The organism is Pseudomonas caspiana, from assembly GCF_002158995.1.
Classification (GTDB): domain Bacteria; phylum Pseudomonadota; class Gammaproteobacteria; order Pseudomonadales; family Pseudomonadaceae; genus Aquipseudomonas; species Aquipseudomonas caspiana.
The window spans coordinates 46,579-67,532 of the sequence record NZ_LOHF01000025.1 but is presented as its reverse complement, the minus strand read 5'-3'; the positions used below and the strand labels follow the sequence as shown (position 1 = coordinate 67,532).

Sequence of the window (20,954 nt, the reverse complement as noted above, 5' to 3'; positions counted from 1 at the left end):
AACCGCAGCACACAGAGTGCCACAGCGATTTTATGAATGGTGTTAGTCCGGCAGCCATCCGTTAGCCCAGTACTGGAGGTTATCCCCCCTCAACATGAAATCGCGCAACACCGCTTCCTGCAATTCGTCGCCCATGCGATAGCTGGCGTCGGGATCCGAGAGGTGCATGCGAATGGCTGCCAACCACTCCTGGGTGGTATTCGTGTGAATACGGGTCGCAGGCAGATGACCGCGGTAAGCCTCGGTATCGGAACAAATTACCGGATACCCGCACGCTCCGTATTCCAGAAGCCGCAGATTGCTTTTGCAATCATTGAAGATATGGAACTCCAATGGAGCCAGAGCGAGATCCAGATTGAGGCTGGCAAGTTTTGCAGGGTAACTGCTAAGGGCTACCGCAGAGTGAAACTCGTGAATGTAAGGCCGGAGCAAATCAGGGCACATGCCAAAAAAGACCCACTCCACCTCATTGGCGAGCTCACGAACGACATCTGCGATGAGCTCAAGATCGCCCCGGTGACTGGTACCGCCACCCCATCCTATACGAGGCTTCCCGGAGGTACGGCGCTGACTCTTTTTCAGAGTGCTCCATAACTGGGTGGCCAACATGTTTGGCACTACACGAATGTCCGTGTGCATGCTTGACAAGGCCTGCGCCAACGGGTGGGTCGATACGACAACCCGATCACAACCGGCGATCCCTTTGCGTAACATGGCGCCGATATTGTCGGGCATGTTGCGTCGGTGCTCATTCTTCTCGGGAACGTCAGCGATGTAGTCATCCAGTTCAAAAATGCGCATCGCACTGGAATACGTTTTGACCTGATAGATGTCCGGAACCTTGGCCTCTGTATACCGCCCCTGAAAAACAATGACATCCGGTGACTGGCGCTCGATTTCGATAATCGAAGGCGACTCGTAACTCATTTTGCCAATAATTCGTCCTGCGGCCTGCAGTTCTTGCAGCGGATGACTGACCCGATAGTGCCCGACCGCCGATGAGTTGACGGCCATGCCCAGAATGGACGGCAAATTGCGCGTGACGAACGGGTTCCATCCAGCACGCAACCCTTGTTCAATACTGAATGACAACGACTCGCTCAGAGACAGGTTCGGATTGTATGCGGGGTCGCGGGCGATGCGCGGCAGCCAGCGGAGGTAGAACGCCTCCTGCTCCTGCTTCAACCGCGCGCTCGACGACTCACTGCGAGGCAACGCTGCAGGCTCGATGAGAATGATCGAGGACGCTGGCGTCCAGACAATCAGGTAGCCATCACGGCCCACACGCATGCACAGGTCGAGGTCGTTCAGGCCCTGGGTGAAGACGGACTCCTCCATCGCGCCAGCGGTGTCGAACACCTCTTTACGCACCATCAGGCAATTGCCGCTGAGTGCGCTCCAGTTCTGCGCGAGCTGCAAACGCTGCATATAGCCGGTAGACGTAGCAGGCTGATGTACGGAAGGCCTACCCGCAAGGCCGTTCATTCCCAGTACCATGCCCGCGTAAATGATCGCCCCCTGGGAGTCGAGCACGCGGCTACCCACTATTCCCACTTCCGGTCTCTGGGCATGGTTGAGCAAGCCGTCCAGCCAGTGGCTATCGAAGATCACCGCATGAGGGCTCAACAGCAGCAGGTATTCGCCGCGCGCTTGCCGGGCAGCAAAATTCAGAGTGGCGGCGTCGTTCTCAGGATCAGGAGCCGACAATACCCGAAGCTTGTCGCTACCCAGCTCGCCCATGGCCGCGAACCAGGTACGGGCATCCTGACTTTCACTGGCCCTGTCGACGAGCAGGACTTCGTAATTCACATAAGCAGTTTTGCTGAGCAAGCTGTCGACACAGCGCTCCAGAGCAAACAATTGGTCTTTGCTGCTGATGATGATCGAGATCAGCGGGCTGAAGTCGTGCACATACTCGATGCGGTTGAGCAACGGCATCTGATCATGATGAATGACGTGCTCGATGCCCAAACGCTGCAAATGCGCCGCAACCAGCGGTTCACTGCGCTCGATGACCTCGGGCAACGACAACCAATCGCTCAGCGCCAGCCTGGACTCGACCTGAATCTCGGCGATGTGCTCAATCGCCTGCGGGCCAGTGCTCTCGACTATTCGCCAGATAACATCGTGCGGCGCCAACTCGCCATGTACAGCGTCAAAACCACCGAGATCCAGCAATGCGCGTCGCTCGAACGCCAGAGTCCGACCGACATAAGGGTAGCCACGCATCAGGTCCAGATTGAAGTCGGGTTTGAACACTGGAACCTGAGACTCATCCCCTTCATGCAAGGCGCCTTCATCGCTGTACACGCACAGTAGCCCTGGCTTCTGGGCAACGCGCTCGGCCAGAACCATCAAAGCAGGTTCGGTCAGCCGGTCACCTGCGCGTAACAGGTAGATCCAGTCAGCATTTTCCAGCAATGGCAATAGATCATTGAGTTGCTGACCGAGACTGGCCTGTAGCGGAAGACGCAAGACCTGTGCATCCATCGCGCTCACAGTGTCGGTGAACACCACCACTGATTCAGCGGCATACGCCTGAACGGCAATACTTTTGAGTGTCAAATCCAGCGCGTCAGAATCCCCGTATTGATCAATGATCACCGGTACGATTCTTGGTTGCGATGCCCAACTGGCAACGCGCCGGGGCAGGTATTTTTTCTGCCAGGGTGTGAACACACGGCATGCCAGCCAAGCCGCATAAAATTCGGAATAGCTATCTGCATCACTGCCGGCACGGCTATTCATGATGCCTTGCCGCGCGGCCATCAACCCATACAGGCCAACTTCGTCCCATTCCCAATCCGTATCGGCGAGAACATTTTTCAGAGAAGCAAAACGTACCCAGCCCGAAGCTGGAGCCTGCTCACCGCTACGTACCTTGAGCATCTCACCGAGCCAGCCCCATTCGGTCGTGGTTGCCCCAAGTAACTCAGGCTGCTGGCTCATACGCTTGGGGTGCAATCGCTCAACGCTGTCGGTGCTATGTAAAGCGACCAGATTTCCGCGCCGAAGCAAGCAGTTGAACAAAGCAAAATCCAGCAGCCCTGCAAAGCCCTGGCCTGGCTGCGCGAGGGAAGGCAGATAGTGGCGAACATCGGCAGTGCGCATCAACGCACCGCTGAAACCGCCAAGATAGTTGCGCGGCGTCTTTTCATGAATCGCCAGCATATCTTCGCCCTTGAACAGAGCGTCATAGGGCACCAGTCCTATGTTCTCCATGCGCGCGGGAAGAATGTAATCCTCAACATCAACCAGGTGTCGTCGGCTGATCACCAACTGTACGTCTGGCAGAGCGTCCAGCGCCGGGGCCTGACGGGCGACGCAATTGATGTCCAGGCGGTCATCATCACAAAGAAACTTGATGTATTCGCCACTGGCCTCGTCCAGACATTTGAGCATGTTGCCCTGAAAACCCAGCCGGTGCGGATTTTTGACATAGCGCGTAACGACGGCCGAGGACTGCGCCAGTTCGTCATAGATGTCTTTGATTTCGTTCGAAGGGCAGTCGTCGCAGACGATGATCTCGAGCGGCTCGTAAACCTGAGCCAGGGCACTTTGCAGCGCCGCTCGAAAGTAGCGTGGATTGAAGGCGGGAATGACGATACTAACGAGAGGAGTTTGATTCACTGTACTAACTCACGAGCGGCGGGGAACCAGCCAAATCCTGGCCCCCTCTCACCGCTAAAAAAACGGCCTGCGCTCGACGCCAGAGTGTTAGATCTGGCTGAACAGGTTCAACTTGGACAACTGGGTAAAGACCATTTGCGATGCTTCCAGCATGGTCTTCTGCAAAGTCAGACGTGTCGTCGCTTCAACAACATCGCTGTTCACGATTTTGCCTGACTCAAGTTCGTTGTTGCCCAACAATAGATCGTTGGTTGTGCCCTGTGCAATCGCGGCATTCTGCCGTGCACCACCGGCAGAGATAGCAGTGCTCACTTGCTCACCGCTGCTGGTGATGTTACCCAGCGCGGAAGTCAGTGCCGAATTCAGCGCCTGGGTTGCAACCAGATTTCCATCGCTAGGGGTACTGATCGCTTTGATGGCTGCGGTCAACGTGTTGAGCACGTTCTCCGTCTGGTGCGTACCGGACTCGATGATGAAAATGTCACCGTCATTTGGCGGACCGCCCGCGATCGTGAAGTCGACACCAGCCGCCTTGACCGTCGAGCCGGTTACTACGCCGGTTGCGACCGGGGTGTTACCGGCTGCATAAGGCGAAGCGTAAAGCTCATAACCATTGACCGTGGAGTAGCGCAGCGTTGCGCCGCTGCTCGGGAATGTTGTGTTGAATGCAGTCTTGTCCGCCGCGCTCGAGCCAACCGCGGACTGAGTGATGGCAGTGCTCGACGTATTGCCCGGGTTACGGATGGCGGTCACGCTGTCAGGGGTCGACGCGACCTCGAAGCTGCGCCCGGTCAACACCGCACCAGCAGTGGCTGCGGTGGCTTTCTCGGCAGCCGTCAGGTTGACGTTCAAGTTCAACTCCACACCACGGAAATTGAAAGTCTGATTCTCGAAGGTGCTGAAGTCGAAGTTACCTGTCGTCGATACTTCACTGGTCTTGTCGTTACCGGCGCTGTCAAAGATCTGGAATGTACTGCCGCTGGTGAACGTCAGCGTGTAGGGTTCGCCGCTCTGAAAGCTGTCGTTGTAAGCCGAGGTGGACTTCACCAGACCGCTGGTCAGCCCTACCTTGCCGTCGTTGGGACCGGCACTGACGGTAGACGACACACGCGTTGTGTTGACGGCCTTTTCGAATGCTTCAAAGCCAGTGACATTACTTGGCAGTTTGAGCCCATCACCCACGGCAAGATCGATGGTCGTCTGATCACCGTTATAGGTGTAAGTCCCGTCAGAGTTCATCGAGTACGGCGGCGTTGAGGACTTGGTGCCGGAAAAAATGTACTGGCCATTGGAATCCTGGGTGTTCATCAAACCCAGAATCTGACTTTGCAGTTGCTTGAGCTCACCCGCGGTCGAAACACGGTCAGAGTCAGTGTAGGAACCGTTGCCAGCCTTGATGATCAGCTCACGCGCAGCCTGGATGGCCGACCCGATGCTGGTCAGTGCCGTTTCAGAGTTGGCAATGTTGGTATTGATAACGTTAATGTTCGACTTGTACTGCGTCAGCATTGAGTTCTGCTGAGAAAGCTGCAGAACACGAGCCGCACCGACCGGGTCGTCGCTGGCGGTATTGAGCTTCACCCCGCTGGAGACCTCTTCGCCCGTCTTGAGCACGTTCGCGTAGCTGCGCTGATAGTTCTGGGTCGAGATTTCGTAAAACTGAGTAGTAGAAATACGCATGATTTACGATTCCTTAAAGGCTGTTGAGCAGCGTCGAGAAGATCGACTGCGCTGCTTTGATGATTTGCGAAGACGCGGTGTAGTACTGCTGGTACTTGATCAGGTTGGCCGCTTCTTCATCCAGGGAAACGCCCGAGACGGAGTCACGTGCAGACTTGGCCTGGGTCAGAACGGCCGCGGTCGCGGTGACGTCACTTTTACCCTGACTTGACCGGGTACCCACCGTGCCCACCAGATCACCGTACGCACCGGACAGGCTGGTGCCCACATTGCCATTGTTCACACCGACCGTCTTGGCGGTCTGCAAGGCAACAGCGGCCGTAGCATTGCGGTTATCCGAAGAACCCCCGCCCGTCATCGAGATGCTAAAGGTGTCATTGGGTTGCGGCGTACCGGATACTGACATTTCAATGGTCAGCGCGGTTTGTGAAGCCGGGGTGGTGCTGTTGTCTGTGTAGCCCACGTTGAGCTTGAGGTTGTTGCTCTGGCCAGGGATGATCGTGCCGGTGATAGCGGTACCATTCTGATCGAGCACTGGTGCGCCTTGGGCATTCACCAACGAATAGCTTTGCACGCCACTGGTGACCGTTCCCATGACAATACGCATCGGCGTATTGCTCTGAACAGCGTTTCTCCAGTCGGTCACTTTGGTCGTGTCGTAGATATCGACAGGGCTGCTAATCGACGGCTGAGTGAAACCACCGGTGCCGGAGTTGCTCGCACCGGCAGTCGCCGTCAGCGGCGCAGCAGCAGCGATGTCTTTGGGATCGGTCAGCGCTACAGCCAGGCCCGAGGCGCCATTGCGCGTCGGCGTCACTTTGAATACGTCGCCGGCTTTCACCGCTGCCCCGCTGAGGGACAGGCTGAAGCCTTCGAATTGCTTGGGAGGATCGTCGGTCAGCGAACCCGTACCGACAGACTCGCCATTGGGCAAACGGCGCACCAGGTAGTCGTTATCGGTAGGGCCGGTGAAGGTCACTTCGTAATCGTCAGCGGTCAACGCACTGGCATTGCCGATCGTCACGCTCAGGTTGCCGGAACCCGCACTGTTGGTCGTTGCACCGGTGCTGCGCTGGGTGATCAGAGCAGCATCGTTGATGCTATTGAACAACGCGGTGCCGAAGTTGCCTTTGCTGTCGATACCCTGCATCAACTGCTTGTTGATCTGATCGGACAAGACAATAGCAACGCGACCCAGCTCGTTGGTCGCAGGCGTCAACACTTCGGAACGGTAACGCAGCAAACCACCAATCGAGCCGCCCGTGATCACTGACGTCACATCGGTATCAGTGTTTCCATAGGTGATCTGGACGTTGTACTGCAGCGGATCTTCTTTACTCGGGGTAGCCGACATTTTGTACGCCGACGAACCGCTGACCAACGATTGTCCGGTACCGGTATAAACGTCGTAGTTACCATTGGTTTCAATGACTTTAACGCCCACCAGGCCGCTGAGCTGGCGCACCGCTTCGTTGCGCGAATCAAGCAGGCTGTTTGGCGAAGTGTTGCCGCCAGACGCCTGGGTAATCTGTTTGTTCAGGCTGGCAATGGTCGTGGTCAACTCATTGACTTGAGTCGTGAACGTACTCAGTTGCGAGTTGACGTTTTCGTTCTGCGAAGACAGCTGCGCAGCCACTGAGTTGAAGCGCGCCGACAGTGCATTTGCCTGCGTCAGAAACGAAGAGCGCTCCGCCGACTGCGTAGGGTATGTCGCAATACTTTGCAGGTCGGTGAAGAACTTCGACAACTGCGCCGCCACGCCGGTCGTGCTGTCAGACAGCAAGGTGTCGGTCTTGCTGGCCTGCCCGGAATAGGCGACCGCGTCTGCGCTGAGTGAGGTACTGGACTGCAATTGGGCGTCAAGATAGCTGTTGTAGATGCGGCGCACATCGGACAGGGTCGTGCCTGTACCGATGAAGCCAACACCAATGCCGATATTGCGCTGTGCCGAAGCAGTAGTCATCACCTGCTGACGCGAATAACCAGCGGTATCCACGTTAGCCGTGTTGTTACCGATGGTATTGATCGCGGCACTGCTCGCGTTAATCCCGGACAACCCAATTGAAAGCAGCGACATGATTAAAACCTTATAAAGTCGTGGAAGAGCCCGTAGCGGCGGCGTAGTTCTGGTAACTCTTCATCTGTTTCGCAATCTGCGAAATTTTGCTGGCATAGTCTGGATCGGTAGCGTATCCAGCCTTCTGCAACTCTTTTACAAACTGTTCCGGGTTATCGGCAGAATTAACCACTTCTTTATAGCGATTGTTGTTCTGCAACAGGCTTACCAGGTCGTGGAAGCTGTCTGCGAAGGAGTCGTACGAACGGAAGTCCGCCGTCTCCTTGACCATCTTGCCGTCACGGAACTCGCTGGTGATTGCCCGGGCCTGCGCCCCGTTCCAGCTACCCGTGGCCTTGATACCGAACAGGTTGTGACTGCTGCTGCCATCCTGCTGACGCATGATCGATTTGCCCCAACCGGTTTCAAGCGCAGCCTGTGCCACCAATATCGCCGGATCCACGCCGATACGCGCGGCAGCGTCCTTGGCCAGCGGCAACATCGTGGCCATAAACTCATCGGAATTACCAAACGCGCGCTTGGCCGGAGCCAGTGGCGGCTGAGCCATGCTGCGCACATACTGCGGCGTCGCTGGGGCCAGGTTCGGATCCATCGTCCAGTCGCCATTGCCAGAGCTTTTGCTCGCCACATTATTGCGGGCAAGAGGCGCCAACTCAGTCGCGCCAGACGGCACGATGCCCGCCAGCAAACGATCAGTGAGTTTGCTGGGCAACGCCAGACGCCGGGAATTGAGCGCGGCCATGTCGTTGCGTCCTTCGGCCACAACAGCGGACTTATCGCTTGAAGCAGAACGGGTTGCCCACAATGGCCGCTGCTGGACGCTGGCGGCCAAGCCGTTTGCGGCGGCCGAAGCATCGCCCTTGGCCGCGTCAGCTGTTGCAGCGGTGTGCATGTTGCGGGTCTTGGACAACTGACGCATCAGCACGTCTTGCAGACCAATGCCGTTACCGCGACCGGACAGGGTCACGGAGAGCTGCTGGTCATACATATCCTGATACTGCCGGGTTGCAGCAGTATTCATCGGGTTATCCTTGGCCAGCACTTCGTTGGCAGAACGCATTGCCTTGAGCATCTGACTGACGAACAGCGACTCGAACTCCTGCGCCACCTTTTTCAGGTTGGCATCGCTGTTCACATCACCGGTTTTCAACGAGTTCAGACGATTAAGGTCGGTGTACGCACCTGAATCGACACCTGAAGAAATCGGGCTCTTTGGCATATCCATCGACAACGTCCTCAGATCACGATCAGGTCGGCTTGCAACGCACCGGCCTGCTTCAATGCTTCAAGAATTGCCATCAAGTCACCGGGCGCAGCGCCCACCTGGTTAACCGCACGGACGATCTCGTCCAGCGTGGTACCAGGACCGAACTTGAACATAGGGTGCAGCTCTTGCTGGGCGTTAACCTTGGAGCGCGGCACCACCGCCGTCTGACCACCGGACAACGGTCCTGGCTGGCTGACAATCGGGTCCTCGGTAATGGTCACTGTCAGGCTGCCGTGAGTCACCGCAGCAGGCGAAACCTTGACGTTCTGCCCAATCACAATGGTGCCCGTACGCGAGTTGATAATGACTTTGGCTGCAGTCTGACCCGGATCGATTTCGAGGTTTTCCAGCACCGACAGATAGTCAACGCGCTGCCCCGGATCCAGTGGCGCAGTCACTCGGACCGAGCCGCCATCCAGCGCCTGAGCAACACCTGGACCAAGCAGATCGTTGATCTTGTCCACCACGCGCTTGGCGGTGGTGAAGTCCGAACGGTTCAGGTTCAGCGTCAGCGTATTGCCCTGGTTGAAACCGCTCGGTACAGCCCGCTCTACCGAAGCGCCGCCAGGGATACGACCGGAAGACGGAACGTTGACAGTGATCTTCGAACCGTCACGGCCTTCCGCATCAAACCCGCCCACGACCAGGTTGCCCTGAGCGATCGCATAGACGTTGCCGTCGACACCTTTCATCGGCGTCATCAACAAGGCACCGCCCCGCAGACTTTTCGAGTTACCGATCGACGACACGGTAATGTCGACGGTCTGACCCGGCTTGGCGAACGCAGGCAAGTCTGCATACACCGCTACTGCCGCAACGTTTTTCAACTGCACGGTGCCGGAGCCAGGTGGCACCTTGATGCCAAACTGCGCCAGCATGTTGTTGAAAGTCTGCAGGGTAAACGGGGTTTGCGTGGTCTGGTCACCCGTACCATTGAGCCCCACCACCAGGCCGTAACCGATCAACTGGTTGGCCCGTACGCCGGAAATACTGGCGATGTCTTTCAAGCGCTCGGCATGAGCGCCGAACGTGGTGGACAACAACAGTACTGCCGCGAGCAGTTGCTTGAGATTGATCATGTTTATCCCGCTATCAGAAAGGGAACAACGGGCTGAGGAAGAACCGGTCGAACCAGCCTGGCTGACTCGAATCGGCAAATGCACCAGTACCTGAATACGTAATGCGCGCATCGGCCACACGAGTGGACGAAACGGTGTTATCGGTTGCAATGTCGTCGGCACGAACCAGACCCGCGATGCGCACCAGCTCATCACCGGTGTTCAGGGTCATCCACTTTTCCCCACGAACCGCGAGGATGCCATTGGGCATCACATCAGCAACGGTCACGGTGACCGAACCGGTCAGGCTGTTACTTTGCGCAGCCTTGCCGTCACCCTCAGTGGAACGCGCGCCGTTATAGCCAGCGCTCAGGCTCAAATCGTTACGACCGATCGGGTTGTTGGTAACCAGACTGGAACCGAACAGCGAGGTCAGACCGATATTGGCCGTGCTGTCTTTGGTAATAGCCGAACTGGCTGCCTTACTCGCTGCCATACGCTCGGACAGGGTGATGGTAATGATGTCGCCCACACGGAAAGCCTTGCGGTCGCCATACATGTTCTGCTCAAAACCCGCCTGATAAATCGAACCGTTGTTCGCCGCAGCCGGCAACGGTGTACGCGGCATCACCGGCGCGTAATAAGGGTCATTAGGCTTGGCATTGGGCGCAACGCAGCCTGCCAGCAGAGCAACTCCACAGAATGGCACCACCAACATTGAAAACCGCAGAACAGATAGCCGTTTCATGACACTTAAAACCTCGCGGTGTAGCAGGCGCCGGGCAGACGCCTCATCGAATTGAGCGGGTACAGCAACAGGTCAAACAGATGGATCAAGGTGTTACAGATTCTGCGTCAGGTTTTGCAGCATCTGGTCAGCGGTGGAGATGACTTTGGAGTTCATCTCGTAAGCGCGTTGAGTGGTGATCATGTTGACCAGCTCTTCAACGGTGCTGACGTTGGAAGCTTCCAGTGTGTTCTGCAACGTCGTACCCAGACCGTTCAAGCCAGGCGTACCGACTTGCGGTGCGCCGCTGGAGGCAGTTTCCAGGAACAGGTTGCCGCCTTGAGCCTGCAAGCCGGCCGGGTTGATGAAGTCAGCTGTCTGGATGTTGCCGATGATCTGTGGCGTTGCAGTCGCACCGGCCAGCGTGATCGATACGGTACCGTCCTGGCCGACCGTGAAGGTCTGGGCGTTTTGTGGCACGACGATGGCTGGCTCCAGCGCATAGCCGTTGGCGGTCACGATCTGGCCGTTGCCGTCCAGGTGGAACGTACCGTCACGGGTGTAAGCGATAGTGCCGTCCGGCTGCATGATTTGCAGGAAACCACGACCGTTGACCGCGATATCGAGCGGGTTTTCAGTGGTCTCAAGGCTGCCAGCGGTGAAGCTCTTCTGCGTGCCGACGATGCGCACACCGGTACCCAGTTGCAGACCGGACGGCAATTCGCTGTCCTGAGTCGACTGAGCGCCCGGCTGACGCTTGATCTGATAAAGCAGGTCCTGGAATTCGGCACGATCACTTTTAAAGCCTGTGGTCGACACGTTTGCCAGGTTGTTGGAAATGGTCGTCAGGTTCATGTCCTGAGCGGCGAGACCGGTTTTTGCAACGTACAGTGCTGGAAGCATTCTTGAATCTCCTCGAGCGTCGGATTATCGACGCAAGCTATCAATCGTTAGCCTTGCAAGATGCGAGTCGCGGACTCGTCATTGGTCTCGGCGGTTTTCATCATCTTGACGTGCAACTCAAACTGGCGGGACAGCGCCAGCACGGCGGTCATTTCTTCTACGGCATTAACGTTGCTGGCTTGCAGGAAACCTGACTCGACCTGAACGTTGGCATCTGCCGGAGCAGCAGCCCCGCTCTTGAGGTGAATCAAGCCATCAGGACCTTTCTCCATGGTGGATACGTCAGGTCTGACCAGCTTGATGCGGTCTACCTGAGCCATCACCTGAGCACTTTCACCCAGCGACCGAACGCTGATTGTGCCGTCAGCGCCAATTTCAATCTGCTGCTGAGGCGGCACGGCAATCGGACCGCCGTTGCCCATGACCGGCAAACCGTTGCCAGCACGCAGCACACCAAGCGCGTCAATATTCATGCCTGCGCTGCGGGTATAAGCCTCGCCGCCGTCAGGTGTCTGAACTGCGATCCAGCCGTCGCCTTTGACTGCGATATCCAGTTCGCGACCGGTTTCGATCAATGCGCCGCCACTGAAGTCAGTACCCGGACGTTCGCTCATGGCGTAGGCACGCGAAGGCTGAACCTCGCCAAATACCGGCATCGAACGCGCCTGCTCCAGGTCACGCATGAAGCCATTGGTCGAGACGTTTGCCAGGTTGTTGGCATGCGCCTTTTGCGCAACGGCGTTTTCAGATGCACCGCTCATCGCGACGTAAAGCAACTTGTCCACAGTCATCCTCCTCTGACAGACGCTTGCCGCCTGTAGCTGTTCTGACAGAGAGATAGCAATATCCGGACCAACTTGTCAGACGCGATACAAAGCACTGATTATTCAGCAAAAACGGACACGCCTGAGCCACTCGCCAAAGTCAGTTGCCCGAATGCGGCGGAGGATTGCCACATTTCCAGAAATGCAGCGGACTGGCCGCCAAAAAAACTGCGCTGATGATCCGACCGCGCCAGAAAATGACTCTTAATCCAGCCAGCGTGGTGATAGGCTTGGACCCAACCGAATCCCGAGAACGCCAGACAACCGACATGAAAACTCATGCAGGTTTTGCCCTGATCATCGCTGCAATCCTTGCGATGACCACAAACGTCACCCAAGCCAAGAACGCCCGCTATTACAAATGGCAAGGCGCAGACCGCGTCGTCTGCGCGCAGACCAGCCCCGGCAAGGGCTGGACACGACTCAAAGGCTCCTTTATCAAGTCAGATTGTTCGATCTGATCAGGTCGACTGAATCAAAGGCTGCATCAACGTCACTCAGATGGAATCGCTTTCGAATTGGCCTGACAGGCTGCCTGCGCCTGAATCAGCGCGGTCAACTCGTCAACGAGCGTGACATTGGAACCTTTCAGCACTTTTCCGATAATCCCACCCAGAACATCCGCGCCCGGCGTATCGCAATCCGTCGCGCCCGAAACAACGGGCGGAGTCCAGCAAGCATTACCGTTATCGGTTTTTAGTGATGAGGTTTTATTCTCACCTCATCGTGCGAGGAAAATGTCCGTAGTAAGTGCGTGATCAACCCTCAATTCAAGACTCGCCGTAGGGCCACTTTTTATTATTTAAACGCCCATAAAAAAGCCCCTTCGAAAAGGGGCTTTTGTGCAGCTTAAACAGCGACTTTCATCAAGCCATCTGAATAGTGGTCTGCATAATGGTGCTCTGGGTCGAGATGGTCTTGGCGTTTGCCTGATAGTTGCTCTGCGCCTTGATCAGGTTTACCAGTTCCATGGTCAGGTCGACGTTGGAGTCTTCCAGCGCCTGCCCGGTGATGTCACCCAGGGTGCCCGACTGAGGAGCGCCAGTTACCGCCACACCCGAAGCGAAGGTTTCACGCCAGTTAGTACCGCCCGCAGGGGACAGACCTTGAACGTTGGCGAAGTTGGTCAAGGAAACCTGACCAATCACTTTCGACTGGCCGTTGGTGTAGGTCGCGAACATGTTGCCGGTGGCATCAACGTTCATCGAGCTGATCTGGCCAGTTGCATAGCCATTCTGGCTCTTGGTAATCGCACCCGACACCGACGCGGTTTGAGTGGTCGCCAACATATCCAGCTCAATACCGCCCGTTGCAGCGACAGCACCATTCCCAACCCAGTTCGGAACAGTTGCGGTACCTGTGTTGAGCGCCGGCTTCCAGTTGTTGATCTGGAGAGTGCCGTCAGCATTGACCGAAACGTTGGCCAGCGCTGGCGGGACAGGAATAGGCGACTTCACTGTCGAACTGGTCAGCTTCCCGGCGGAGTCGAAGGTCAATGTAGTCACATCAGGAGTTACCACATCCGGGCTGGTGGTTTCCGGACTGTTAATAGTACGACCGTCAATCAGGGTATACATGTCCCAGGTATTGGTGCCAGTCTTCACGAAATACTGGTTCAGTGAGTGCTCATTACCTTGAGAGTCATACACCGGCGTGCTGAACGTGCTGTTGTAAGACTTGGTATTGGACGGACTGAAAGGGCTGACAGTAGGAGCCACTTCGGTAGAGTTCAGGTTCGACGCAATCGTCACATTGTTGGTCGGGTTAGGTGCCAGGTTGGAAGAGTCGACACGCAGGTTCGACAAAACACCCGTCACGACGTTGCCGTTGGCATCTACGTTGTAACCTTGCAGATTCATACCCGAACTGTTGACGATAAAGCCTTCTTTGTCGGTATGGAATGCTCCAGCACGGGTATACAGACTTTCGCCGTTGTTGCTGAGCATGAAGAAGCCGTTACCGTTGATCGCCAGGTCCAGGCTGTTCGCGGTACCGGTGGTCAAGGTGCCCTGCGTGAACTGCTGGGAAACCGCAGCAGTTCTTACGCCGCTGCCGACGTTGGTATTGCCGGAAGTACCGCGGATGGATTGCGCGTATTGGTCGGCAAACTCCACACGGGAAGCTTTGAAACCCGTGGTCGCAACGTTGGCAATGTTGTTGCCTGCCACGTCGAGGCTTTTATTTGCCGCGTAGAGCCCACTAAGACCGGTATTGAATGACATGTAACACTCCTTCGCCGTCGAGTCGGCTCTAAATTCCGATTGTTTTTACTTGGGACAGACCGATACTTTGGCCGCCGGCCAGATTGAGTACCATTTCTGCACCGTTAACGCCGGTCGTTACGCTATTGACCGTTGCAGGGAGGTAAGTCGCCAGCGAGGTGGACTTGCCTTCCAGAGAACCGTTAGCCACGAAGCTGTAGTTACCCGCAGCCACTTTTTCACCGGCATCATTGGTGCCGTCCCAGGTGAAACTTGCATTACCGGCAGACTGAGTCCCCATATCAATGGTCTTGACCAGGTTCAGCTGAGGGTCATAAATCTTCACACTTGTAACGGAGCTGGCCGACGGCACAACAACCGAGCCAGTCATACCTTTGGTGGTATCGACGGTGGTCGAACCAGCATTGACGATGACCGAACGCCCGACCAGCGAAGAGGCTTGCAGCGCTTGCGACGACTGATAGAGGCCAGCAATGCTGTCGACCGTGGTGGTCAGGTTCTGCATGCTTTCCAGACTGCTGAACTGTGCCAGCTGAGCAACGAACTCACCGTTGTCCTGCGGCTCCAGTGGGTTCTGGTTCTTCATCTGCGTAACCAGCAACTGCAAGAAAGCATCTTTGCCCAGCGCGTCATTCTTCGACGAAGAAGACGCTGCAGGGTTTTGCAGCGCATTTATAAAATTCGTTGAGACATCGTTTTCAACGGCCATTTATTCGCCCCTTATCACTGACCGAGGGTCAGAACCTTTTGCATCATGGATTTGGCGGTGTTCATAATTTCCGCGTTGGTCTGGAACGAACGGCTGGCAGAAATCATGTCGGCCATTTCTTCAACGACATTCACGTTCGGGTAGTACACGTAGCCATTGCCGTCAGCAGACGGGTGATTGGGCTCGTAGCGCGCTTCAAGGTTGGAAGCATCTTCGATGATGCCGTTGACCTGTACGCCCTGCCCGGCTTCACCCTGCTCTTGAAACAAGGAACCGCCACCCTGTTGGCTTTGCTGGAAAACCGTCGCGAACACCGGGTGACGGGCGCGATAGGTTTGATCCATGCTCGAAGACACGGTTTCGGCGTTGGCGATGTTACTGGCAGTGGTGTTCAACCGAGTGGTCTGAGCACTCATGCCACTACCAGCAATGTTGAAGACGTTAGCTAGAGACATGAATTACTCTCCGCGAAGGGCTGCAACCAGCCCCTTGAATTTACTGTTGAGCAGAGTGAAGCTGGCCTGGAAACCTACGGAGTTCTCCGCGTAGTTGGCGCCTTCAACCTGAGCGTCGACGGTGTTCTGATCCAGCGACGGCGCAGACGGTGTGCGGTACATCAACGTACCGTCTGTGTTGCCCAGACCTTCAGCTTCGATATGACGGCTATTGGTCATGTTCAGGCCAAACTTGCCGTTTTTTGCCTTGTCGCTCTCAGCGGCCAGCACGGACGAGAAGTCCAGATCGCGAGCCTTGTAATTAGGCGTGTCGGCGTTGGTGATGTTGTTGGCGAGCACTTCGGCACGCTGAGCGCGGAAGCTCAGTGCCTTTTCGTGAATGCCTAGCGCTTTATCGAAGCTGATGCTCATTTCGGGAAACCTTTACCGGTTGACCAGATTTTCTTGATAGAGACATAGCAATCAGCGTGCCAATCTGTGAAAAGCCCATTTTCAAAGGGCTGCGAGACTGGGAGACGGGCGTGATGCCAGAAAAGCGGCAAGCCATTTCCGCCGAAAGCGGCATAAGCGGCAAGGTGAGTGCCGTAAAGTTGCCAGTTGCCGGGGTATGCCTGCGATTTCCGCTTTAGCCACATCGACGCCTTCGCGGGCAAGCCTCGCTCCGACAGTCGCTATCCGTTAGAGCGAGGCTTGCCCGCGAAGGCAATGGAACAGCTAGCAAATCAACATCTGGCACATCCAGGCTCACCGAATGCGCTCAGTCACTGCAGGGTAAAAACAAAAAAGAGACCCGAAGGTCTCTTTTTCTGAACAGCAAAGAAGCTTATTTGGCCTGGTAAATAATGCCCGGGCTGCATTGCACCATCTGATAATGGTCCGGCAAACCGTTCAACGCCTCGGAAGCACCGAGGAACAAATAGCCACCCGGCTTGAGCGTGCCGTGAATGCGCAGCAGGATGTCCTTCTTCACTTCAGCCGAGAAGTAGATCAGCACGTTGCGGCAAAAGACGATGTCGAACTTGCCCAGGCTTGCGTAGCTGTCCAGCAGGTTAAAGGCGCGGAACTCGACCCGACTCTTGATCGGAGCCTTTACGACCCACTTTCCCGGCCCCTTGACGTCGAAATAACGTTGCAACCGGTCCGGAGACAGCCCCCTGCCGATTGCCAGGCTGTCGTACTCCCCCGACTTGCAGTTGGTGAGCATCAAGCCTGACAGATCAGTGGCAACAATTTGCGCTCCGGACTTGAGCTGACCAGGATTGCTGCGCTCGAACTCATCGATAGTCATCGACAGCGAGTACGGCTCCTGCCCCGAAGAGCAGGCGGCCGACCAGATGCGCAAACGCTGACCAGGGGCCGCCTTGATCGCCTCTGGCAACACCTTGTTCTTCATCACTTCGAACGGATAGGTGTCGCGAAACCACAAGGTCTCGTTGGTCGTCATCGCATCCACCACCTGCTCACGCAAACCGCTGCGTGGCTGAGACTGAATCCGCTGAATCAACTCCCCCAGAGTTTTGATGCCTTGTTGTTCCATCAACTTGTTGAGGCGACTGGAAACCAGGTACTGCTTGTTTTCACCCAAAAGGATGCCACAGGCTTTTTCCAAAAATACCCGGAACTGCTCGAAATCCAAATTACCCGTAGCCAAAATGCCGCCTCTCAAATCATGTAAAACCACCAGGAACGACGCCCCTAGCTGATGTCTGCTGCCTTGATTCTGTCCACGACTCGCGCCGCCAGGTCGTCAGGCCGGAATTTGGCAAGGAAGTCATCCGCGCCAACCTTCTTCACCATAGCCTGATTGAACACACCTGACAGGGATGTATGCAAAACGATGTGCAATTTCTGCATCCGGGGATCGTTACGTATCTCGGAGGTCAACGTGTAGCCATCCATTTCCGGCATCTCGATGTCGGAAATCATCATTAAAAATTCTTCTTCAGGCTTTTTGCCCTCAGCGACCAGCTGCTTCAGATACTCCAGAGCCTGACGACCGTCGTTAAGCGCTACCACCTCCACACCGACGGTCTGCAGGCAACGGCTGACCTGCTTGCGCGCCACCGAAGAGTCATCGACTGTCAGTACCCGCAAGGAAATAGCCTTGTGGTGCGTCTCTTCGTCGATAACGCCAATGGAAACCGACTCCGACATAGGCGCTACTTCGGCGAGGATCTTCTCGACGTCAATAATTTCCACCAACTGGTTGTCGACACGCGTCACCGCCGTGAGGTAGTGATCGCGGCCAGTACCCTTGGGTGGCGGATGGATCTCTTCCCAGTTCATATTCACGATGCGCTCAACCGAGTCCACCAGAAAGCCCTGAACCTTGGTGTTGTACTCAGTGATGATCACGAACGCGTTATCAATCGACATCTGCCCTGGCAAACCGGTTGCCATGGCCAGATCGAGAATAGGGATCGTGCCGCCACGAATATTCGCCACACCGCGTACGATCCGACTCGATTTGGGCATTATGGTGAGCTTGGGGCATTGCAGCACCTCTTTCACCTTGAAGACGTTGATCCCATAAAGCTGTTTTCCGTTCAGACGGAACAACAACAGCTCAAGGCGATTCTGTCCAACCAGCTGCGTGCGCTGGTTCACTGAATCCATTACACCGGCCATGCTCCGACTCCCCTATCAAAGTAACCATCGCCCCAGCACCCGATCAGGTAAGCGGCACGGGCCTTGCTTTTTATACGTCATGAATGCAAAAACGACAATTTCCCGACACACGATTTCAATGAACCGCAGCCTGCTCTGTTCGTTGGCCTTGTTGTGCCTGTCCACCCTGGTCAATTTCGGCCGGGCGGACAGTTTCACAATGCCTGAACAGCTTATCGGCGTCACTCAGGGGTTTCTTGAATTCACAGTCGAAGAGTATTTAGCGACCGCCCAGATCGAAGGTCGCTATGAAATTGAAGTGCGCCAGCTAGACCCGCGCATGCGCATGCCTTTTTGCGACAAGGAATTGACAGCGAGCCTGGAGAGCCCACGCCCCGTAGGCCGGGTCTCAACCCGCGTACGCTGCGATGGCTCGTCACCGTGGACGGTGTTCGTGCCCGCCCAGGTACGCCTGTTTCGCAACGTTGTGACTGCCATTCGCCCGCTCAAGCGCGATGAAATCATTACCGAGCAGGATATCGCCATGCGCGAGCGAGATATCGGCCTGTTGGGTCAGGGCTTTTTATCCTCGGAAGATCAGGCGCTAGGACAGAAAATTCTCCGACCAATGGTCATCGATCAGATCATTGCTCCCAATTTTCTGGAACAGCCGCAGATGGTGCGCAAAGGCGACCAAGTGGTGATTACTGCGCGAAGCGGCTCCATTGCTGTACGGATGCCTGGAGAAGCGCTCTCCGACGGGACTTTCAACGAGCAAATACGGGTGCGTAACCTCAATTCAAAACGAATTATAAAGGCCAATATCACGGGCCCTGGACAGGTGGAGGCACCTATGTGATCCGATAGAACGCTGGCGTCAAACGCTTGTTTTTCCTAGACTGCGAAACAACGTCTGAGGTTTGGGGTCCATTTTCTGCGTATACGCAAATGGATTTCACTTAGCAGGCTAAAGTTTTTCTGCATTTGGTCGAAACCATGGCAAGCGTCCAAACACCAGAGGAGTTTCTATCATGGTCATCGACTTCAACCGACTTAACGGCGGCACAGCAGTAAGCGGCGCAACCCGTACCGGTAGCGCCAAAGAAGCAGGCAAGACAGATGCAACGGTTGCGACCGCCGCATCAGAAAAAACCAGCAGCACCGGCGAATCCGTAAAGCTGAGCAGTGAGGCTCAACAGTTGCAAAAGATCACTGATAAGTTGGGCGACCTGCCAACCGTCAACAGCGCCCGCGTGGCAGAGTTGAAACAGGCAATCGCCGATGGCAGCTATCAAGTGGACAGCAAGCGCGTAGCCAGCAAGCTGCTTAATTTCGAAGCCCAGCGCTAGCCCCATGCTCGCGCTGGATCTTCTGGACGCTTAAAAACCAGAGCATGCGATGCAAGACACTACTTTGCTCCAACTGATGATCGACGACATGGTTCCTGCCCAGCAATTGCTGGAAATTCTGCAGGCCGAATCTCTCGCCCTCCACGGCCGCGACATGGTCGAAATGGAGCATGTGCTTGCCAAAAAGCATGCATTGGTGATTTTACTCGAGCAACATGGCCGCAAGCGCAGCCAGATTCTCAGCGGGTTGGGATTAAGTCAGGATCGTCAGGGCCTCAGCACACTCGCCGAAAATTCGTCTGTGGGCGAGCAGTTGATGAAGGCTGGAGACGAGTTGAGTGCACTGATCAGTCAGTGCCAGCTTCTGAACACTCAAAACGGCAGTTCAATCCAGATGCAGCAGGCCTCTACTGCGCATCAATTACGGATACTGACCGGCGATATGCCGACGCTGTATGACAGCCGGGGATCGACATCGGGGCGTGCAAAACCACGTCCGTTAAGCCAAGCGTAGTTTTCTGTATCAAGGCGCTCTGCATGCTGGCAAAATGCCTGCCATTGCGTTGCTGTCGTATTTTGCCTGGAGATGGAAAAAAGTGAATGGCTCAAGCGCGGAAGATGCTCCGCAGCCTCCGAAGGTACTGAATACGCCTTTGGAAATTGCCGCCAACCTGCGGCTGCTACTTGAAAGTCATGATCCTCTGATCATTACTTTTCATGAGCGCACACAGCGCTTTCAAACTTATCTGATCGAGGTTGATCGCGAGAGCGATGTCATCGCCCTCGATGAGATGATCCCGCGCGATGGCGAAAAATTCCTGGCCAATGGCGAACCGTACCGCATCGAAGGCTTCCACGATGGCGTGCGTATAGCCTGGGAAAGCACTCAGCAGATGACGATCCACGAAGTCAATGGCGAGCGCTTCTACCGCGGCCCCCTGCCAACGGAAGTCATCTACCATCAACGTCGCAATGCGTTTCGTGCGGCACTGAAGCTGGCTCAACTGGTCAGCATCGAGATGGGCGGTGATCGGCTCAAATTCCCGCTAAGCGGCAAATTGCTGGATATCTCGGCGACTGGCTGCAAGCTTCGTTTTGAAGGCGATGTTTCAGAGCGTATGCAATTGGGTCAGGTATACGAGCGCTTTGTCGCTCAGTTGCCATTTGGCACCATGACTGCCCCCGTTGAATTGCGTTATCTGCATTTCGAAGAAAGGGTCAACACTACGTTTGCCGGGATTCGCTTTCACAATATGAGCGGATTGGTGCAGCGCCAGGTTGAACGCTTCGTATACCAACTGCAGCGTGAAGCGCGTCGCTTCGACAAAGACGACTTCTTCTGACAGCGATTTCAAGCTGCTAAAAAGGCGATTGCGCGGTGAGCGTAATCGCCTTTTTTTGTTTATACGAATCTATTGATCAAGGCTTGCCTCTGTAGGAGCGCAC

Annotated in this window: 20 protein-coding genes; 5 read left to right on the top strand and 15 right to left on the bottom strand. The window is 55.7% G+C overall.

What is annotated here, in order from left to right:
* Positions 1-42: 42 nt before the first annotated feature.
* From AUC60_RS22945 to AUC60_RS22910, 8 genes are all read right to left on the bottom strand, one after another.
* Entirely contained in the window at positions 43-3,630 is a 3,588-nt protein-coding gene (locus AUC60_RS22945; RefSeq protein ID WP_087273176.1) for a glycosyltransferase, read from the bottom strand.
* Positions 3,631-3,717: 87 nt separating this feature from the next.
* The gene (locus AUC60_RS22940) at positions 3,718-5,310 is read right to left on the bottom strand and encodes a flagellar hook-associated protein 3 (protein ID WP_087273173.1); all 1,593 of its coding nucleotides are present in this window, start codon (positions 5,308-5,310) and stop codon (positions 3,718-3,720) included.
* Between the two features lie 13 nt (positions 5,311-5,323).
* Entirely contained in the window at positions 5,324-7,387 is a 2,064-nt protein-coding gene (gene flgK, locus AUC60_RS22935; protein WP_087273170.1) for a flagellar hook-associated protein FlgK, read from the bottom strand.
* Positions 7,388-7,397: 10 nt separating this feature from the next.
* Complete coding sequence (flgJ, locus tag AUC60_RS22930) at positions 7,398-8,612, bottom strand: flagellar assembly peptidoglycan hydrolase FlgJ (RefSeq protein WP_087273167.1); 1,215 nt, start codon at positions 8,610-8,612, stop codon at positions 7,398-7,400.
* Between the two features lie 11 nt (positions 8,613-8,623).
* Positions 8,624-9,733, bottom strand: a complete 1,110-nt coding sequence (locus AUC60_RS22925) for a flagellar basal body P-ring protein FlgI (RefSeq protein ID WP_087273164.1) — start codon at positions 9,731-9,733, stop codon at positions 8,624-8,626.
* Between the two features lie 13 nt (positions 9,734-9,746).
* A complete protein-coding gene (flgH, locus tag AUC60_RS22920; protein WP_238599626.1) occupies positions 9,747-10,430 on the bottom strand; it encodes a flagellar basal body L-ring protein FlgH in 684 nt (227 codons plus the stop codon).
* Between the two features lie 123 nt (positions 10,431-10,553).
* Positions 10,554-11,342: a flagellar basal-body rod protein FlgG gene (gene flgG / locus AUC60_RS22915; protein ID WP_087273159.1), complete on the bottom strand. Its 789-nt coding sequence runs from the start codon at positions 11,340-11,342 to the stop codon at positions 10,554-10,556.
* Positions 11,343-11,389: 47 nt separating this feature from the next.
* The gene (locus tag AUC60_RS22910) at positions 11,390-12,127 is read right to left on the bottom strand and encodes a flagellar basal body rod protein FlgF (RefSeq protein ID WP_087273235.1); all 738 of its coding nucleotides are present in this window, start codon (positions 12,125-12,127) and stop codon (positions 11,390-11,392) included.
* A 308-nt stretch (positions 12,128-12,435) separates the two neighbouring features.
* Here AUC60_RS22910 and AUC60_RS22900 point away from each other — a divergent pair, with 308 nt between their 5' ends.
* Positions 12,436-12,627, top strand: a complete 192-nt coding sequence (locus AUC60_RS22900) for a hypothetical protein (protein ID WP_087273154.1) — start codon at positions 12,436-12,438, stop codon at positions 12,625-12,627.
* Between the two features lie 32 nt (positions 12,628-12,659).
* On the opposite strand, the gene AUC60_RS22895 is transcribed toward AUC60_RS22900, so the two are convergent.
* The 7 genes from AUC60_RS22895 to AUC60_RS22865 all read right to left on the bottom strand — a co-directional run bounded on the left by AUC60_RS22895 (position 12,660) and on the right by AUC60_RS22865 (position 18,180).
* Positions 12,660-12,761 carry a flagellar basal body rod C-terminal domain-containing protein gene (locus tag AUC60_RS22895; protein ID WP_405622909.1) on the bottom strand — a complete coding sequence of 34 codons (102 nt, stop codon included), beginning with the start codon at positions 12,759-12,761 and terminating at the stop codon, positions 12,660-12,662.
* Between the two features lie 271 nt (positions 12,762-13,032).
* Positions 13,033-14,388 carry a flagellar hook protein FlgE gene (gene flgE / locus AUC60_RS22890; protein WP_087273149.1) on the bottom strand — a complete coding sequence of 452 codons (1,356 nt, stop codon included), beginning with the start codon at positions 14,386-14,388 and terminating at the stop codon, positions 13,033-13,035.
* Between the two features lie 28 nt (positions 14,389-14,416).
* Positions 14,417-15,097 carry a flagellar hook assembly protein FlgD gene (locus tag AUC60_RS22885; RefSeq protein WP_087273146.1) on the bottom strand — a complete coding sequence of 227 codons (681 nt, stop codon included), beginning with the start codon at positions 15,095-15,097 and terminating at the stop codon, positions 14,417-14,419.
* Between the two features lie 14 nt (positions 15,098-15,111).
* Positions 15,112-15,552 carry a flagellar basal body rod protein FlgC gene (gene flgC, locus AUC60_RS22880; protein ID WP_087273143.1) on the bottom strand — a complete coding sequence of 147 codons (441 nt, stop codon included), beginning with the start codon at positions 15,550-15,552 and terminating at the stop codon, positions 15,112-15,114.
* Positions 15,553-15,555: 3 nt separating this feature from the next.
* Entirely contained in the window at positions 15,556-15,963 is a 408-nt protein-coding gene (flgB, locus tag AUC60_RS22875) for a flagellar basal body rod protein FlgB (RefSeq protein WP_087273141.1), read from the bottom strand.
* Between the two features lie 412 nt (positions 15,964-16,375).
* The gene (cheR, locus tag AUC60_RS22870) at positions 16,376-17,203 is read right to left on the bottom strand and encodes a protein-glutamate O-methyltransferase CheR (protein WP_167384390.1); all 828 of its coding nucleotides are present in this window, start codon (positions 17,201-17,203) and stop codon (positions 16,376-16,378) included.
* A 44-nt stretch (positions 17,204-17,247) separates the two neighbouring features.
* A complete protein-coding gene (locus tag AUC60_RS22865; protein WP_087273137.1) occupies positions 17,248-18,180 on the bottom strand; it encodes a chemotaxis protein CheV in 933 nt (310 codons plus the stop codon).
* Between the two features lie 79 nt (positions 18,181-18,259).
* On the opposite strand from AUC60_RS22865, the gene flgA reads away from it, so the two are divergent.
* From flgA to AUC60_RS22845, 4 genes are all read left to right on the top strand, one after another.
* Positions 18,260-19,018, top strand: a complete 759-nt coding sequence (gene flgA, locus AUC60_RS22860; protein WP_087273134.1) for a flagellar basal body P-ring formation chaperone FlgA — start codon at positions 18,260-18,262, stop codon at positions 19,016-19,018.
* 172 nt (positions 19,019-19,190) lie between these two features.
* Positions 19,191-19,508 carry a flagellar biosynthesis anti-sigma factor FlgM gene (gene flgM / locus AUC60_RS22855; RefSeq protein WP_087273131.1) on the top strand — a complete coding sequence of 106 codons (318 nt, stop codon included), beginning with the start codon at positions 19,191-19,193 and terminating at the stop codon, positions 19,506-19,508.
* Positions 19,509-19,557: 49 nt separating this feature from the next.
* Entirely contained in the window at positions 19,558-20,022 is a 465-nt protein-coding gene (locus AUC60_RS22850) for a flagella synthesis protein FlgN (RefSeq protein ID WP_087273128.1), read from the top strand.
* Between the two features lie 82 nt (positions 20,023-20,104).
* Positions 20,105-20,851 (top strand): flagellar brake protein, encoded by a 747-nt coding sequence (locus AUC60_RS22845; protein WP_087273232.1) that lies wholly within the window; start codon positions 20,105-20,107, stop codon positions 20,849-20,851.
* The last annotated feature ends 103 nt before the right edge of the window (positions 20,852-20,954 follow it).

Bases quoted from the DNA above. Each gene is read 5' to 3' on its own strand.
- AUC60_RS22865 (WP_087273137.1), bottom strand. From the start codon at position 18,180: ATGGCCGGTGTAATGGATTCAGTGAACCAGCGCACGCAGCTGGTTGGA.
- flgG (WP_087273159.1), bottom strand. From the start codon at position 11,342: ATGCTTCCAGCACTGTACGTTGCAAAAACCGGTCTCGCCGCTCAGGAC.
- flgE (WP_087273149.1), bottom strand. From the start codon at position 14,388: ATGTCATTCAATACCGGTCTTAGTGGGCTCTACGCGGCAAATAAAAGC.
- flgK (WP_087273170.1), bottom strand. From the start codon at position 7,387: ATGTCGCTGCTTTCAATTGGGTTGTCCGGGATTAACGCGAGCAGTGCC.
- AUC60_RS22885 (WP_087273146.1), bottom strand. From the start codon at position 15,097: ATGGCCGTTGAAAACGATGTCTCAACGAATTTTATAAATGCGCTGCAA.
- flgA (WP_087273134.1), top strand. From the start codon at position 18,260: ATGAATGCAAAAACGACAATTTCCCGACACACGATTTCAATGAACCGC.
- flgH (WP_238599626.1), bottom strand. From the start codon at position 10,430: ATGTTGGTGGTGCCATTCTGTGGAGTTGCTCTGCTGGCAGGCTGCGTT.
- AUC60_RS22900 (WP_087273154.1), top strand. From the start codon at position 12,436: ATGAAAACTCATGCAGGTTTTGCCCTGATCATCGCTGCAATCCTTGCG.
- AUC60_RS22925 (WP_087273164.1), bottom strand. From the start codon at position 9,733: ATGATCAATCTCAAGCAACTGCTCGCGGCAGTACTGTTGTTGTCCACC.
- flgJ (WP_087273167.1), bottom strand. From the start codon at position 8,612: ATGGATATGCCAAAGAGCCCGATTTCTTCAGGTGTCGATTCAGGTGCG.
- flgC (WP_087273143.1), bottom strand. From the start codon at position 15,552: ATGTCTCTAGCTAACGTCTTCAACATTGCTGGTAGTGGCATGAGTGCT.
- AUC60_RS22940 (WP_087273173.1), bottom strand. From the start codon at position 5,310: ATGCGTATTTCTACTACTCAGTTTTACGAAATCTCGACCCAGAACTAT.
- AUC60_RS22850 (WP_087273128.1), top strand. From the start codon at position 19,558: ATGCAAGACACTACTTTGCTCCAACTGATGATCGACGACATGGTTCCT.
- flgB (WP_087273141.1), bottom strand. From the start codon at position 15,963: ATGAGCATCAGCTTCGATAAAGCGCTAGGCATTCACGAAAAGGCACTG.
- flgM (WP_087273131.1), top strand. From the start codon at position 19,191: ATGGTCATCGACTTCAACCGACTTAACGGCGGCACAGCAGTAAGCGGC.